Here is a 15362-nt window from a genome sequence, read left to right on the forward strand (position 1 = left end):
AATCCCCTTCTTCAATTATATAAACCTTCAATTCTTCATCATTTCCATTTCATCGACATTGACCGTCTTACGATTGCGATAAAGGGACATTAGAATGGCCAGCCCTACAGCTGCCTCTGCTGCAGCAATCGTAATCGTGAATAAGGAAAAAACTTGACCCGTAATGGATGGCGTTACCCCGAATTTACTGAAGGCCACTAAATTGATATTTGCAGCGTTCAGCATCAGCTCGATTGAAATCAAAACAATGACCGCATTTCTTTTCGTCAAGGCACCATACAGCCCTATACAAAATAAAACGAGAGCCAATACAAGATAAGCCGACAAAGGAACTCCCGTCATGATCGATCTCCCTCCTCATCATCTTTTTTAGCCAATACGATGGCACCGACTAAAGCAACAAGCAGGAGTACCGACATCACTTCAAATGGAATTACATATTTTGAAAAAAGTTCGATTCCTATTTGCTTTGTATTTTCCTCATGCAACGCCGTTGGCTGTACAGGTATATCCAGATTATAAATCCCCAGATACACCGCTACGGCAAATCCGGCAATCGCTGCCAGCAAGGAGAAATTCCCCCAGCCCCCTTTAGCCGGTGCATCATTTTCCTGGTGTTTTGTCAGCATAATCCCGAATAGCATCACGATCGTAATTGCCCCTGAATAAATAAGGATTTGGACAATGGCGACAAACTCTGCCGAGAGCAACATATAAATGCCTGCAATGCCCAAGAAAGTAAAAACAAGTGCGATAACCATGTGCACCACTTTTGTTAAGGTAATCAGCAACACCCCGCCTACTATCGCGACAAGTGCCAAACCAATAAAGGCAATTAATTCACCCGACAAACTCATACTTTATTCACCTTCCGGATATTTTCATCATTTTCATCCAGCCACTCCAGGTTTTTAAATAGATGATCACGGCTATACTCGGCAAGCTCGAATTGATTCGTCATCACGATCGCTTCTGTAGGGCAGACCTCCGTACATAAATCACATAAAATGCAAATCTCGAAATTGATGTCATACGTCTCGATGATTTTCCCTTTTTTCGACGGGTCCGGATGTTTCTTACCAGTTAATTGAATACAATCCGTTGGACAAATCGTCACGCATTGATTGCATACGATACACTTTTCAGGATAGAATTTTTGGATTCCGCGAAATCGGTCAGGGAGCGGAAGCGGCTCATTCGGGTAGTCATATGTCACTTTTTTCCTCGTCAAGTTCTTTAATGTATAGGTTAAACCTTTTGCTAAACCAAGCATATAAATCCCTCGCTTTCCGACCAGCTTAAGTTTCTAAAAAAGGTTAAGCAATTCTTTTATTACTGCCGTCAAAAATATATTTGCCAATGCAACCGGAAGCAGCACTTTCCATCCGAATTCCATCAATTGATCAGCCCTTATCCGAGGAAAGGTTACACGGATCCAGACCAATATATAGAATACGGCACTGAACTTCAGACCGAACCAGATGGCCGCCGGAATAAAATCCAAAAACGGAATAGAATTCCATCCCCCTAAAAATAATACAGTGGTTAGCGTTGCCATTGCAAACATATACACATATTCGGATAACATAAAGAAGGCCCAGCGAAATCCAGAGTATTCAACATGATAGCCTGCTACAAGCTCGGATTCCGCTTCCGGAAGGTCAAAAGGAACCCTGTTCAACTCGGCAACCGATGCAATGAAAAACACGATGAACGCAACAGGCTGAAGAAAAATGAACCAAACCTTTTCCTGGGCTGCGACTATATCATTCAAGTTTAAACTGCCTGTTATGAGGACGATGCCTACTAGTGACATCACCAAAGGGATCTCATAAGATATCATTTGCGCGGCTGCCCTCATTCCGCCAATCAAAGAATACTTATTATTGGATGCCCAACCTGCAGTGACGATGCCGATGGTCGATATGCCGGAAATCGCCATATAATAAAGCAGCCCGACACCTATATCAGCAAATTGGAAGGCATCGGTGAACGGCAAGGTGGCAAGGACCATGAAAGCGGGAGCAAAAGCAATTACCGGAGCTAAAATATATAACGGCTTATCAGCTTTCTTGGGTATCGTATCTTCCTTGATCAGAAGTTTCAAAACATCAGCAACGGTCTGTAAAAGACCCCATTTCCCTCCAATTTGGTTTGGGCCGACACGCATCTGCATGAATCCCATGATTTTACGCTCTGAAAGGATTCCATAGGTTACAAACCCTAATACGACAAACAGGAGCAGGACTGCCAAACCGAAAAAAATGCCAAAATTCAGCAGGCTTGGAGCGGAATGGAGAAGATCCTTGATCATTTATCCATCCACCTCCCCTAACACGATATCGATTGCACCTAAAATCGTTATCAAGTTCGCCATATTTTCCCCCTCCAATAATTTCGGAAGAATTTGCAGATTATAAAACGAAGGTCTGCGGAATTTCAAGCGGTATGGCTCCTTTTTCCCTTCACTCGCTATATAACAGCCTATTTCCCCTCTTGGTGATTCAATTCGGACAAATGCCTCACCCTTAGGAACCTTTATTATTTTAGGGACCTTAGCAAGGACCGGCCCTTCTGGAAATTGCACAACCGCCTGCTCGATGATTTTCAGTGACTCTTCAATTTCTTCCATTCTACAATGATAGCGTGAAAAGGCATCACCCTCTTCCCTTGTAGGAACATCGAATGTGAACCTGTCATAAATGGAATATGGTTCATTTTTTCGTAAATCCCACTTCACACCTGTACACCTTAAGTTGGCACCGCTAAGCGAATACTGCAAGGCTTCTTCCTTCGAATAGATGCCCACCCCCTTAACCCGATTAACAAAGATTTCATTCCCTGTCACAAGCTCATGGTAACCGGCAAGCTGCTCCCTCATATAAGGGACAAACTCGGCAACCTTCGCAATCCAGTCTTCAGGGGCATCCCATTTCACACCTCCGACACGCATATAATTGAATGTTAGGCGGGCCCCTGACAATTCAGTCAATAAATTAACGATCATTTCACGTTCTCGGAATGCGTAAAGGAAAGGACTCGTCGCACCTATATCCAGCAGGTATGTACCCCACCAGACGAGGTGGCTTGCAACTCTGCCCAATTCCATTGCGATGACCCGCAAATATTCTGCCCTTTCAGGGATCTCCACCCCCATCATTGTCTCAACAGCATGGCAAAGTACATAATTATTTGTCATTGCCGCCAGATAATCGAGCCGGTCAGTATATGGGATTATTTGAGTATATTGCAGATTTTCCGCTAGTTTTTCCGTACCGCGATGCAGATACCCGATGACAGGTGTAGCCTCTTTGATAATCTCACCGTCAATCTTGATGACAAGCCGAAAAACACCATGTGTACTCGGATGCTGCGGCCCGACATTGAGAAGCATTTCTTCCGTCCTTAACATAGGGCTTATACCTCCACATCATATGGCTCATAATCTTTTCTAAGGGGATACCCTTTCCAATCTTCCCCAAGTAAAATCCGCTTTAAATCAGGGTGTTCATAAAAGTTAATGCCCAATAAATCATACGCCTCACATTCTGGCCAATTTGCACCTGACCATAATGGGACCAATGATGGGATAACGGGAGTATCCCTATCAAGCTTCACCTTCAAGGCAACTGATTGGTTCATTTTGAATGAGTGTAAATGTACATAGATTTCCATATGGGATTCAAAATCCGTACCATGAAGTTCCGATAAATACGAAAAGTCAAGCTGTTCATCATACCGCAGAAATTTGGCTATTGAGAAATATGTATCCGGATTAGCCACTAAAGTGGGTACATCTTTTGATAGTCTATTAATATAGCTCTCTAATAATGCCCCTTGTCCTACATGGCTTTCAATAGCAGAAACAATTTGATCGAGTTTCGACTGATTTGGGGAAATTTCGCTAGGGGTGTCAGCTTCCTCGCTTTCCTGTACAGCTGTCCTGTTCTTCGCAGCAGCAGCCGCTTTCGCTTTGGCAGCGGCTGCTGCCTTCGCCTTGGCCGCTGCCGCCGCCTTTTGCTTCGCTGCATCGATTTCGCCTTCCGGCTTTTCTCCCGCTTCTTCTTTCGCCTGTTTCCGGGCCAATGCCGCTGCCGCCGCCTTTTGCTTCGCTATATCCATTTCGCCTTCCGGCTTTTCTGCCGCTTCTTTCGCCTGTTTTTTGGCCAGTGCGGCTGCCTTTGCCTTGGCCGCTGCCGCCGCCTTTTGCTTCGCTATATCCATGTCGACTTCCGGCTTTTCTGCCGCTTCTTCTTCTTTCGCCTGTTTTTTGGCCAGCGCGGCTGCCTTTGCCTTGGCCGCTGCCGCCGCCTTTTGCTTCGCTATATCCATTTCACCTTCCGGCTTTTCTTCCGCTTCTTTCGCCTGTTTTTTGGCCAGCGCGGCTGCTTTCGCCTTGGCCGCTGCCGCCGCCTTCTGCTTCGCTATATCCATGTCGACTTCCGGCTTTTCTGCCACTTCTTCTTTCGCCTGTTTTTTGGCCAGAGCGGCTGCCTTCGCCTTGGCCGCTGCCGCTGCCTTCTGCTTCGCTATATCCATGTCGACTTCCGGCTTTTCTGCCGCTTCTTCTTTCGCCTGTTTTCGGGCCAATGCTACAGCCTTCGCCCTGGCCGCGGCCTCTGCCTTTTGTTTCGCTAAGTCTTCCTTTTCACTCATCTATATCACCCGCTTTCCAGTTTTCGCCTCATAACGGATTTTTTCTTTTAATTTATTGATTCCGTAAATAAGTGCAGCTGGGTTTGGGGGACAACCCGGTATATATACATCGACAGGTACAATTTGATCTACCCCTTTGACCACTGAGTAAGAGTGAACATAAGGCCCGCCAGCAGTTGCACAGGAGCCCATTGCAATAACCCATTTCGGTTCTGGCATTTGTTCGTATAATCTACTTATTATTGGAGCCATTTTTTTCGTTACCGTTCCTGAAACAATCATGACATCCGATTGTCTGGGGGATGTCCGAAAAAAAGAACCAAATCGGTCCAAATCATAATGAGAGGAGCCGACACCCATCATTTCAATTGCACAACATGCCAAACCGAAAGTCATTGGCCAGAGTGAGTTACTTCTAGCCCAGCCTTTTATTTGTTCAAGTGTGGATAAGAAAATACTGTGGCGCATTTCTTCCATTTCTTTAGGGGTAAGTTCATCCAACTTCAATTCCACTTTAACACCTTCTTTTTCCAAGCATAGATTAGCCCTAGCATAAGGATCACGACAAAAAACAGCATTTCAATCAATGCAAACAGTCCGAGTTCATCATAGGCAACCGCCCATGGGTAAAGAAAAACCGTTTCTACATCAAATATGACGAACATCAATCCAAATAGATAATACCTGACATTGAATTGAACCCTTGAATCCTGAAAAGGTTCGATTCCGCTTTCATAAGTCGTATACTTCATATCTGTCGGTTTATAAGGCCTTAGCAGTCTACCAAGAAATAAAGCGATCACAGGTAATAAAATTCCGAGACAAAGGAAAACAAATACAATTAAATAATTATTTTGGTAAATATGCAGCTGTCCCATGTTCATCTCCCTTTATGGATATATCATGTTAAATGGCTACAATTTAAGTTTGCTTGTCTTCATTTTGGATACGTTATAAATATTATGCAGGGTAACATTCTTTTAGAAGCAACGTGAAAGGAGGGGTATGAAGCAATAAATGTAAGCGTATACATTATAACATTAGGATAAAAGCATGTCGACGAGTTAAGGTTTAAAATGGAAAATACTTTACTCTATAATTCGACATTTTACTCCTAATTCTGATTTCCATGTCAATAATCTTCAAAAACCATCTGGATAAAAAAACACCTGATCTTACCACGAATGGTTTGATCAGGTGTTTTCATCAATTAAAGTTATCGCATTTCTGCAATTTGGATTCGGTTGATTGCACGTTTAAGCGCTAAATCAGCTCTTTTGGCATCATTTGATCCATCATTGTTCTGCAATCTTTGTTCAGCACGGGCTTTTGCTGCTTGAGCACGTGCAAGATCGATAGTTTCAGCTCTTTCAGCAGATTGAGCTAAAATGGTTACCACATCAGGGCGAACTTCTAAGAAGCCACCATTTACAGCTACATAGTCTGTGTTGCTTCCATTTTTAAGACGGACAGCACCAATGGTAAGCGGGGCTACAGTTGGAACGTGTCCAGCCATGATTCCCAGCTCACCGCTTTTAGCTTTAGTGCTTACCATTTCAACTTCTGCATCATATACTGGGCCATCGGGAGTAACAACATTGACTTTAATGGTCTTCATTTCATTCCCTCCTAGGTCCCTTTAATTAAGCCATTTCTTTTGCTTTAGCAACAACTTCTTCGATGCGGCCAACTAGACGGAAAGCATCTTCTGGAAGTTCGTCATATTTTCCAGCTAGGATATCTTTGAATCCTTGGACTGTTTCTTTAACTGGTACATAAGATCCCTTTTGACCAGTGAATTGTTCAGCCACGTGGAAGTTTTGTGACAAGAAGTTTTGAATTCTACGAGCACGTTGAACGATTACTTTTTCGTCTTCGCTTAATTCGTCCATACCTAAGATAGCAATAATATCTTGAAGTTCTTTATATTTCTGTAAAGTCGATTGCACTTGACGAGCCACTTTATAGTGCTCAGCCCCAACGATTTCTGGGCTAAGGGCACGAGAAGAAGACGCCAATGGATCAACCGCAGGGTAGATACCCATTTCAGAAAGTTTACGCTCAAGGTTAGTTGTTGCATCCAAGTGAGCGAAAGTTGTAGCTGGAGCCGGATCCGTATAGTCATCGGCAGGTACATAGATCGCTTGAATGGATGTAACTGAACCTTTATTTGTTGAAGTGATACGTTCTTGCAATTGGCCCATTTCAGTAGCAAGAGTTGGTTGGTAACCAACCGCTGAAGGCATACGTCCTAGTAGGGCGGAAACCTCAGAACCTGCTTGTGTGAAACGGAAAATGTTATCGATGAAGAATAGAACGTCTTGTCCTTGTTCGTCACGGAAATATTCAGCCATTGTCAAACCGCTAAGAGCTACACGCATACGTGCACCTGGCGGCTCGTTCATTTGTCCGAATACCATTGCCGTTTTCTTGATAACACCGGAATCAGTCATCTCGTAGAAAAGGTCATTACCTTCACGAGTACGCTCACCTACACCAGCGAATACCGAGATACCGCCGTGCTCTTGTGCGATGTTATTGATAAGTTCTTGGATAAGTACAGTTTTACCAACACCGGCTCCACCGAAGAGACCGATTTTACCACCTTTGATGTAAGGAGCAAGTAAATCTACTACTTTAATACCAGTTTCAAGGATTTCAACTGTTGTTGATAAGTCCTCAAAAGTTGGTGCTTGTCTGTGAATTGGATCACGGCGCACCTCTGCTGTAAGTGGTTCGAATAGGTCAATGTTTTCCCCTAATACGTTGAAAACGCGGCCTAGTGTTACTTCACCTACAGGAACGGAAATTGGAGCTCCTGTATCAACAGTCTCTGCACCACGGGTTAAACCATCAGTGGAAGACATTGCTACAGTACGAACTGTATTATCACCTAGTTGAAGGGCTACTTCAAGAGTTAGTCCTGTACCAGACGCTGTATTTTCGATTCTTAACGCGTTATAGATCTTAGGAAGTTGTCCGTCTTCGAATTTCACGTCAACAACCGGACCCATAACTTGAGTAACGCGTCCTATATTCATCGTTTTCCCTCCTAACGTTGCTTATAACGACAATCTAGTTTATGGAACGGCCAAGCATCGTCCGGTCCGACCGTCCCTTTAATAATTTTTATTCTAAAGCTGCTGCACCGCCGACAATTTCCGTTATTTCTTGAGTAATTGCGGCCTGACGTGCACGGTTATATTGCAATGAAAGTGAATCAATCAATTCTTTAGCATTATCGGTCGCATTTTTCATTGCAGTCATACGTGCAGAGTGCTCACTTGCTTTACCATCTAGCAAAGCACCATAAATTAAACTTTCTGCGTACTGAGGCAGTAATACCTCAAGGATTTCTTCTGCATTCGGTTCAAATTCATAAGAAGTCATTGCTGCATTGGAAGTATTAAAGTCAGCTAACGGAAGGACTTGCGTTTCCGTTACATCCTGCTGGATTGGGCTGACATAATGGTTATAGTACATGTAAAGCTCATCACACAGTTCATTTAGATACAAATTCACTGTTGATTTTGCAAGGGAGCTAATGTCAGCGAAAGAAGGCTGATCAGGAACTCCAGTTACTTCAAGCTCTACGTGCATGTTACGGCTGACAAAGAAATCACGGCCAACCCTTCCGATTGCGATAATGACGAACTCATCATTGGATTTATGGCGTTCAAGAATGGTTTTATGAACGTGGCGAAGGATACTACTATTGTATGCTCCTGCCAATCCGCGGTCCGATGTGATTACCAGGTAACCGGTTTTCTTAACTGGACGCGAGACAAGCATTGGATGAGATGCACCCGTACTTCCGTTCGCAATACTTGATACTACTTCTTGAATTTTATCCATATATGGAACATATGCTTTAGCATTAGCTTCAGCACGGTTCATTTTAGAAGCAGATACCATCTGCATCGCTTTTGTAATTTGACTCGTCTTTTTCGTTGAAGTAATCCGAGACTTAATATCGCGTAAAGAGGCCATTCATTCTCACCACCCTTTATAAATTAGTTAGACCTTATTATTCAGAAATAACGAAGTTCTTTTTGAACTCGTTAATTGCAGCAACGATAGCAGCATCTTCAGGAAGACCTTTCGTTGTGCGAATGTGATCTAATAATTCCGGATGAGAACGATCTAGGAATACATAGTATTCTTCTTCAAAACGAAGGATATCCGATACTGGAATATCATCTAAATGACCTTTAGTCAATGCATAGAAAATCATGACTTGTTTTTCAACTTTGATCGGTTTGTTTAGATCTTGTTTTAGAACTTCAACTGTACGAGCACCACGGTTAAGTTTTGCTTGAGTTGCAGCATCAAGATCAGAACCGAATTGAGAGAATGCTTCCAATTCACGATAAGAAGCTAAGTCTAGACGTAAAGTACCAGCAACTTTCTTCATCGCTTTAATTTGTGCAGATCCACCAACACGGGATACGGATAGACCAGCGTTAATCGCAGGACGTACACCCGAGAAGAACAAATCGGATTGCAAGAAGATTTGTCCATCAGTGATGGAAATTACGTTTGTTGGAATGTAAGCAGAGATGTCGCCTGCTTGTGTTTCAACAAATGGAAGCGCAGTGATTGAACCGGCACCTAAAGTGTCATTCAATTTAGCTGCACGCTCAAGTAAACGGGAGTGCAAGTAGAATACATCCCCTGGGAATGCTTCACGACCTGGAGGACGGCGAAGTAGCAAGGAAAGTTCACGGTATGCAGATGCTTGTTTAGAAAGATCATCATAAACCACAAGAACGTGCTTGCCAGCGAACATGAACTCTTCACCCATAGTCACACCAGCATATGGCGCTAGGTATAAAAGTGGTGCTGGTTGAGAAGCTGATGCAGACACAACGATTGTGTAATCCAATGCACCATTTTTACGCAGTGTTTCAACAGTTCCACGAACAGTTGATTCTTTTTGACCGATAGCCACATAGATACAGATCATATCTTGGTCAGCTTGGTTAAGGATTGTATCGATCGCAACTGATGTTTTCCCAGTTTGACGGTCACCGATGATTAACTCACGTTGTCCACGTCCGATAGGTACTAGCGCATCGATTGCTTTAATTCCTGTTTGTAATGGTTCATGAACGGATTTACGGTCCATAACACCTGTAGCAGGGCTTTCGATTGGACGAGTTTTTGTTGTAGCGATCGGACCAAGACCATCTAATGGTTGTCCTAACGGATTCACGACACGCCCGATTAATTCTTCTCCAACTGGTACTTCCATGATACGGCCAGTACGGCGTACTTCACTGCCTTCTTGAATGTCTCTGAATGGTCCAAGAATAACAACACCTACGTTATTTTGCTCAAGGTTTTGTGCCAATCCCATTGAACCATTAGAAAATTCTAAGAGCTCCCCAGCCATTGCATTGTCTAAACCATGAACGCGAGCGATACCATCACCAACAGTGATTACTGTACCTACATCGCTTACTTTAATTTCCGACTGATAGTTTTCAATCTGCTTTTTAATCAGCGCACTGATTTCTTCAGCTTTGATGCTCATGAATTTCACCCCTATCTGTGAATATTAACCTAATAGTTGTTTGCTAAGGCGATCAAGCTTCCCACGTATCGTTCCGTCATAAATACGGTTACCGATTTGAAGTTTGATACCGCCAAGAATATTGCTATCCGTAACATTAGTGATACGCAAATTACGTTTGCCGATCTTTGCAGCAAAAGCTGAAGACACAGCCTCCGCTTCAGCTTCAGTTAATGGATTTACTGTATAAACAGTCGCATCCGCAACTGAATTTTCTTCATTCGCAAGTTCAATGAACTCTTGTGCCATAGGAATCACTTCATCTGTACGATGACGCTCCACCATTAACATTACAGTGTTTCGAACGGAAGACGAAAGACTTGCAAATGCATTTGCAAGCATTGTATTTTTTGCATCTCTAGTCATTTTAGGATGAGCCAAGAAGCTTAATAGATCTTTATCATTTGTGAAAACTTCATTCACTATGCGAAGCTCTTCTTCAAGTTGGTTAATGAGATTTTGCTCTTTCGCAATTTGGAAAAGAGCTACAGCATAACGTCCTGCTACAGTTATATCGCTCATTTACCTTCTCCTGCCTCTTGAATATATTCATTGATTAGTTTTTCTTGATCAGCTGATGAAAGTTCTTTCTCAATCACCTTAGAGGCGATCATGACAGATAATGAAGCTACTTGCTCGCGTAAGGCGGCAACTGCTTTTTCTCTCTCTTGAACGATTTCACGTTTTGCTGATTCTTTAACACGTTCAGCCTCTGCACGCGCTTGATTAATAATATCTTCGCGTTGTGCTTCGCCTTGCTGCTTAGCATTCTCTATAAGTTGTCCCGCTTCAGTGCGAGATTGTTTTACGATTTCACGCTGTTCTTCTAAATATTTCAGTGCTTCTTTTCGGCTAACTTCAGCTGCTTCAATTTCATTCGCAACATGCTCTTCACGTTCTTTCATGATGCCCATTAGCGGACCCCATGCAAACTTCTTAAGCAACGCTAACAAAATAATAAAGATTACAAGCTGGTATATGATATCTCCACCATTAAAGTGGACTTGACCAAGAACAAAATTGCTTGTTAACACGCTCGGTTCACTCCCTTCATGAGATTCACTATTGAAGTTCTGTATTTTCGATTGACAGTATCACTGCCATAAATGTTCACTTTAACACAGAGCAATGGCGAAGGGTCTCCTTGGATCATCTTCGCCATTATTGAACTTTTTCAAGTTATCTTATTTACCCATTACAATAAACGCGATAACTACAGCGATGATTGGAAGTGCCTCAACTAATGCAATACCAACGAACATTGTAGTTTGAAGCATACCACGAGCTTCTGGCTGACGAGCCATTCCTTCAATTGTACGCCCAACGATAAGACCGTTACCAATACCCGCACCTAGTGCACCTAATCCAACTGCGATAGCAGCAGCTATAAGACCTAAAGAACCTGTCATGATAAATTTCCTCCTTGAAATGTTGTTTTATTTTTTCATCAATATAATGTTCTAAATGAACAATATTTATAATTAATGGTCGTCACTTACTTTATGGGAAAGATAAACCATCGTTAACATAGTAAAGATAAAAGCTTGAATGGAGCCGACAAAGATACTAAACCCTTCCCAAGCTAACATCGGTAATGCAGCAGTGGCTGCACCCACAACACCACTTGTTCCTAGTCCAGCAAGTAAAGTTAATAGTAACTCACCCGCATAAATATTCCCGTAAAGCCGCAATCCTAGAGTTAACGTATTAGCGAACTCCTCAATAATCTTTAACGGAAACAAGAAACCCATTGGCTGAACATAAGTTTTGGCATAATTTTTCATGCCTCTCATCTTGATACCATAATAATGAGTTAAACCCATTACCATAACTGCCAAAGTTAAAGTTATTGCCGGATCAGATGTAGGTGATTTCCACCAAAGTTCATGTCCTATTACAATCGAGAACGGCAATCCTAACATGTTTGAAACAAATACGTACAATATTAACGTCATTCCCAACATTAGGAACTGACCACCCGTACGCCAATCCATATTGCTGTTGATGATATTTTTCACAAAATCCATAACCCATTCGATAAAGTTTTGGATACCTGTTGGCTTCATCGCAAGTTTTCGAGTTGCTGCTACAGCAATAATGAAGACAATGAGACTTGCGATGGTCATCATAAGAACATTAGCCAAGTTGAAATGTATTCCGGTATTCATAAATTCCCACATAGGAGCTTCATGATTCAACAGTATTCACCTCTCTTCTTTACTACCTACGTATGTTTTGCATAAAATAATCTATCATAATGACAAAGTAAACTGTCATTAATCCCACAACCACGCAGACAACCTGAAATTCACCAGGATATCTCAATGCAATAATTGCAGCTAAACCCGCTACAGACATTCTAGTTAAACTACCAAGGGAGCGCGTTTTCTTTCCTTCGGCAACCTCTTGGGCGAACTTCTTGTTCTTTTTGACCATTGACCAGAATATAAATAGGCTGAAGGCAGTTCCAAGCAATAATCCTTGGAAGACTGAATCATGGGAAGTGAAAACCACCCCAAGTAGATAAATACCCATTAAATACAACATGTATTTTAGCTGCCTATTGAACATCTTTTCCAATTCTAGCATTTTGTCATGTAATCTCCCTAGAAATATTGTAGTATCTTGTTTAGCTTAGGAGAATTTGCCCGTAACAAGTCCAAATAGAAGGTCAAAAACTTACTTCTATTTGACACGTTATTAACGTATGAAACCCCTCTCATTTTACATCCTTAGTTAGCATACAATAGGCTAGAATCATTGTCAATGAGTGGTTAGTGAAATTTGTCACAGGTTTGTAATTATTAACGAATTGTTCACAAATTATCTTTTTTCTTCTATTGACATCCGTTTTATTTTACTTATTAGCCTCTGTTCACTCAATAAGTAACGTCTTTTCTATCCGATCTTCCCTTCCGCCCCTTCTTGCAAAGATTATCGCTTTATAAACTCCTTCAGGAGGCAAGTCCTTTTTCAATACATCTTTTTTGATCAAACCGGAAGGAGCCGATCTGGACCAATCCAAATATCCAGCGAATTTCAAGCTATCTTCCTCATAAAGGGCAATACCGAATTCTTCAGCCCCGCGCGGAAGATACATTTCGTATCGATATGTGCCTTCCTGGTCCCCTTGACCAAAGTCAAATCCCATTATCCTTGGATAATCAGGCTCTTCTTTTACATATAAATAAGGAAGGGATATTCTTTTGGTTCCTTCCATTATAATGAGGTATCCATCAAAGACTCCCTTTTTAAGCTTGGCTGGGTTGACCTGCAATCCGACTTTTATCCGTTTCTTTTCCTTCGGTTTCAAAGTAAGGGATTTCGGCAATTCCCAAGTGAGTCCCGTCTCTTTTAATGGGACCATGAATGAGTACTTCCTCATTTCCGTACCGGTATTTTCTATGACTATCGTTTCATGATGCTCTTCAATTCCTTCTTTTTTTGTATACATCCCAAAAGACAATGAGCTTGGGTTCAAGAGCGTGTCCGCTTTTAACGCTTCGTCGACCTGGATGCGCCCAGCCCCCTGTTCATATGTGTGATACAATTGATTTGCTGTTTTCCTCAATGGCTTGGAAGTGCTCATCAATGCAGATTTGACTTGATCAGGAGTCCACTCCGGGTGTTTTTGCAGGATTAAGGCGCATGCTCCTGCAACATGCGGTGCGGACATACTTGTTCCATCCAGGGACATATATCCTTTAGGAATGGTGCTTTCAATTTCCACTCCCGGTGCCAATACGTCAGGCTTTATTCCCCATGATACGGTTACCGGTCCCCTGGAGCTAAAATCCGCGAGCCTATCCTGCTCGTTCTTATAAACAAATTGAACGGTTTTGCTCTGCCCTTGCTCCATGATTTGCTTGAGCTGCAATCCATCTCTTCTATTAATAGAAGAAGCCGGGATGTTCATTTCTTTTTCCAAGCTTCCAGTAAAGGTCCCGCTCGTATTATTAAAAACAATTACCCCCTTCGCACCCGCCTTTTCTGCATTGGATACTTTCTGCTGGAAGGTAAGTGTGCCACGTTCCAACAACACAATCTTATCCCGAACATTCTTTAGGTCCTTTTTATTACCCAGTCCCCCATATATGACATCCTCGGAAAACGTCAGGTTCCATTTTTTAGAGCCTTGAAACAAGGTTAAATGCGATTGATGCTTTTTTGATCCAAGTCCGTAAATCATATACGGCACCCTTAAGGGCGGAGTCGAAGCCCCAACGGAAATCGCTTTTTCCGCTGTACCGGGTGAACCGACGGTCCATACAGCCGGACCGGAATTCCCGTTTGATGTCACGGCAACAATGCCGCTTTCCACAGCTTTATTCAACGCAAGGGAGATAGGTAAATCAGGACCATTGACGTTATTACCTAGAGAGAGGTTCAATACATCCATCTTATCCTTCATGGCTGACTCAATGGCCGTCAACACTTGATCTGTATCTCCAGAACCGCCTGGCCCCAATGCTCGATATGCGTAAATCTCCGCTTCAGGTGCGACGCCTTTCATTTTTCCATTGGCTGCAATGATGCCCGCCACATGAGTGCCATGTAATGTATCCAGGTCGCCTTGATTTTTGGTTTCCATCGGATCTGCATCACCATCAACCAGATCCTTACCTCCTTTATAAGCTCGTTGCAAATCTGGATGTGTATAATCAATGCCAGTATCGATTATCCCTACCTTTATCCCTTTCCCGGTGATCCGGTGATTCTCCTTATCAAAGAAACCCCTGACCCTGTCTCCTCCTATGTATGGGACACTTTTATCCAAAACGGCTTGATAAACGGATACTTCCGTTACTGCCTGAATTCCACCCTCCTTTTTAAGTTGTTCTATTTCATTCATTTTCCCATGAAGGGAAAATCCATCCAGGGCAACCGAATAAACATTCCGTAATTGAAGAGATGGATATTTTTCAAGCAGTTTTTCGATCTTTTTTCGATTAAACGCCTTATCCATCGTGACAACAACCGTTACTTCCTTAGATTCAGATAGTTTTGGTAAAGGCGGCAGAATGACTTTTGCAAAGCCCTTTTCATATTGATAAATAAATATAAAAAGGAAAACAAACACGATGAACGTTTTCTTTCCCAACATAATCATCCCCTTAGCAGTTATCTTTTC

The 15362-nt window shown here is 42.5% G+C and carries 18 protein-coding genes; all 18 read right to left on the reverse strand.

Going from position 1 to position 15362, the window contains the following annotated elements; all coding sequences use genetic code 11:
• Nucleotides 1-27: 27 nt before the first annotated feature.
• Complete coding sequence (gene nuoK, locus AC2YHV_RS16820; RefSeq protein ID WP_034315785.1) at nt 28-342, reverse strand: NADH-quinone oxidoreductase subunit NuoK; 315 nt, start codon at nt 340-342, stop codon at nt 28-30.
• A complete protein-coding gene (locus AC2YHV_RS16825; RefSeq protein ID WP_048685826.1) occupies nt 339-857 on the reverse strand; it encodes an NADH-quinone oxidoreductase subunit J in 519 nt (172 codons plus the stop codon). The genes nuoK and AC2YHV_RS16825 overlap by 4 nt, the downstream gene beginning before the upstream one ends.
• The gene (nuoI, locus tag AC2YHV_RS16830) at nt 854-1273 is read right to left on the reverse strand and encodes an NADH-quinone oxidoreductase subunit NuoI (protein ID WP_034315789.1); all 420 of its coding nucleotides are present in this window, start codon (nt 1271-1273) and stop codon (nt 854-856) included. Before nuoI ends, AC2YHV_RS16825 begins: the two co-directional genes overlap by 4 nt.
• A gap of 33 nt (nt 1274-1306) precedes the next feature.
• Nucleotides 1307-2314: an NADH-quinone oxidoreductase subunit NuoH gene (gene nuoH, locus AC2YHV_RS16835; protein WP_098864893.1), complete on the reverse strand. Its 1008-nt coding sequence runs from the start codon at nt 2312-2314 to the stop codon at nt 1307-1309.
• Nucleotides 2315-3412: an NADH-quinone oxidoreductase subunit D gene (locus AC2YHV_RS16840; protein WP_487373661.1), complete on the reverse strand. Its 1098-nt coding sequence runs from the start codon at nt 3410-3412 to the stop codon at nt 2315-2317.
• Nucleotides 3413-3417: 5 nt separating this feature from the next.
• Nucleotides 3418-4656 (reverse strand): NADH-quinone oxidoreductase subunit C, encoded by a 1239-nt coding sequence (locus tag AC2YHV_RS16845; RefSeq protein ID WP_487373662.1) that lies wholly within the window; start codon nt 4654-4656, stop codon nt 3418-3420.
• Nucleotides 4657-5133, reverse strand: a complete 477-nt coding sequence (locus AC2YHV_RS16850) for a NuoB/complex I 20 kDa subunit family protein (RefSeq protein WP_170946902.1) — start codon at nt 5131-5133, stop codon at nt 4657-4659.
• A gap of 26 nt (nt 5134-5159) precedes the next feature.
• Nucleotides 5160-5534 (reverse strand): NADH-quinone oxidoreductase subunit A, encoded by a 375-nt coding sequence (locus AC2YHV_RS16855; protein ID WP_057278185.1) that lies wholly within the window; start codon nt 5532-5534, stop codon nt 5160-5162.
• A 338-nt stretch (nt 5535-5872) separates the two neighbouring features.
• Nucleotides 5873-6274, reverse strand: a complete 402-nt coding sequence (locus tag AC2YHV_RS16860; protein ID WP_034315803.1) for a F0F1 ATP synthase subunit epsilon — start codon at nt 6272-6274, stop codon at nt 5873-5875.
• Between the two features lie 25 nt (nt 6275-6299).
• Complete coding sequence (gene atpD, locus AC2YHV_RS16865) at nt 6300-7697, reverse strand: F0F1 ATP synthase subunit beta (RefSeq protein ID WP_034315806.1); 1398 nt, start codon at nt 7695-7697, stop codon at nt 6300-6302.
• 88 nt (nt 7698-7785) lie between these two features.
• Nucleotides 7786-8646: a F0F1 ATP synthase subunit gamma gene (locus tag AC2YHV_RS16870; protein ID WP_034315808.1), complete on the reverse strand. Its 861-nt coding sequence runs from the start codon at nt 8644-8646 to the stop codon at nt 7786-7788.
• A 37-nt stretch (nt 8647-8683) separates the two neighbouring features.
• Entirely contained in the window at nt 8684-10192 is a 1509-nt protein-coding gene (gene atpA, locus AC2YHV_RS16875) for a F0F1 ATP synthase subunit alpha (protein WP_034315812.1), read from the reverse strand.
• Nucleotides 10193-10216: 24 nt separating this feature from the next.
• On the reverse strand, nt 10217-10753 hold the full coding sequence (locus AC2YHV_RS16880) for a F0F1 ATP synthase subunit delta (RefSeq protein WP_034315814.1): 537 nt from the start codon (nt 10751-10753) through the stop codon (nt 10217-10219).
• Nucleotides 10750-11265, reverse strand: coding sequence for a F0F1 ATP synthase subunit B (gene atpF, locus AC2YHV_RS16885; protein WP_034315815.1), 516 nt, complete (start codon nt 11263-11265; stop codon nt 10750-10752). The genes AC2YHV_RS16880 and atpF overlap by 4 nt, the downstream gene beginning before the upstream one ends.
• A gap of 150 nt (nt 11266-11415) precedes the next feature.
• On the reverse strand, nt 11416-11640 hold the full coding sequence (gene atpE / locus AC2YHV_RS16890; RefSeq protein ID WP_034315818.1) for a F0F1 ATP synthase subunit C: 225 nt from the start codon (nt 11638-11640) through the stop codon (nt 11416-11418).
• A gap of 72 nt (nt 11641-11712) precedes the next feature.
• Nucleotides 11713-12429, reverse strand: a complete 717-nt coding sequence (atpB, locus tag AC2YHV_RS16895; protein WP_034315819.1) for a F0F1 ATP synthase subunit A — start codon at nt 12427-12429, stop codon at nt 11713-11715.
• A gap of 22 nt (nt 12430-12451) precedes the next feature.
• A complete protein-coding gene (locus AC2YHV_RS16900) occupies nt 12452-12820 on the reverse strand; it encodes an ATP synthase subunit I (RefSeq protein ID WP_034315821.1) in 369 nt (122 codons plus the stop codon).
• A 286-nt stretch (nt 12821-13106) separates the two neighbouring features.
• Nucleotides 13107-15335, reverse strand: coding sequence for a S8 family serine peptidase (locus tag AC2YHV_RS16905; protein WP_487373663.1), 2229 nt, complete (start codon nt 15333-15335; stop codon nt 13107-13109).
• Nucleotides 15336-15362 lie beyond the last annotated feature (27 nt).

The sequence above is a fragment of the Peribacillus sp. SRI_006 genome, assembly GCF_057586375.1.

Bases quoted from the DNA above. Each gene is read 5' to 3' on its own strand.
- AC2YHV_RS16845 (WP_487373662.1), bottom strand. From the start codon at position 4,656: ATGAGTGAAAAGGAAGACTTAGCGAAACAAAAGGCAGAGGCCGCGGCC.
- atpE (WP_034315818.1), bottom strand. From the start codon at position 11,640: ATGACAGGTTCTTTAGGTCTTATAGCTGCTGCTATCGCAGTTGGATTA.
- atpA (WP_034315812.1), bottom strand. From the start codon at position 10,192: ATGAGCATCAAAGCTGAAGAAATCAGTGCGCTGATTAAAAAGCAGATT.
- AC2YHV_RS16825 (WP_048685826.1), bottom strand. From the start codon at position 857: ATGAGTTTGTCGGGTGAATTAATTGCCTTTATTGGTTTGGCACTTGTC.
- AC2YHV_RS16900 (WP_034315821.1), bottom strand. From the start codon at position 12,820: ATGCTAGAATTGGAAAAGATGTTCAATAGGCAGCTAAAATACATGTTG.
- AC2YHV_RS16855 (WP_057278185.1), bottom strand. From the start codon at position 5,534: ATGGGACAGCTGCATATTTACCAAAATAATTATTTAATTGTATTTGTT.
- nuoH (WP_098864893.1), bottom strand. From the start codon at position 2,314: ATGATCAAGGATCTTCTCCATTCCGCTCCAAGCCTGCTGAATTTTGGC.
- AC2YHV_RS16850 (WP_170946902.1), bottom strand. From the start codon at position 5,133: ATGGAAGAAATGCGCCACAGTATTTTCTTATCCACACTTGAACAAATA.
- AC2YHV_RS16880 (WP_034315814.1), bottom strand. From the start codon at position 10,753: ATGAGCGATATAACTGTAGCAGGACGTTATGCTGTAGCTCTTTTCCAA.
- AC2YHV_RS16905 (WP_487373663.1), bottom strand. From the start codon at position 15,335: ATGTTGGGAAAGAAAACGTTCATCGTGTTTGTTTTCCTTTTTATATTT.
- nuoK (WP_034315785.1), bottom strand. From the start codon at position 342: ATGACGGGAGTTCCTTTGTCGGCTTATCTTGTATTGGCTCTCGTTTTA.
- nuoI (WP_034315789.1), bottom strand. From the start codon at position 1,273: ATGCTTGGTTTAGCAAAAGGTTTAACCTATACATTAAAGAACTTGACG.
- atpD (WP_034315806.1), bottom strand. From the start codon at position 7,697: ATGAATATAGGACGCGTTACTCAAGTTATGGGTCCGGTTGTTGACGTG.
- AC2YHV_RS16840 (WP_487373661.1), bottom strand. From the start codon at position 3,412: ATGTTAAGGACGGAAGAAATGCTTCTCAATGTCGGGCCGCAGCATCCG.
- AC2YHV_RS16860 (WP_034315803.1), bottom strand. From the start codon at position 6,274: ATGAAGACCATTAAAGTCAATGTTGTTACTCCCGATGGCCCAGTATAT.
- AC2YHV_RS16870 (WP_034315808.1), bottom strand. From the start codon at position 8,646: ATGGCCTCTTTACGCGATATTAAGTCTCGGATTACTTCAACGAAAAAG.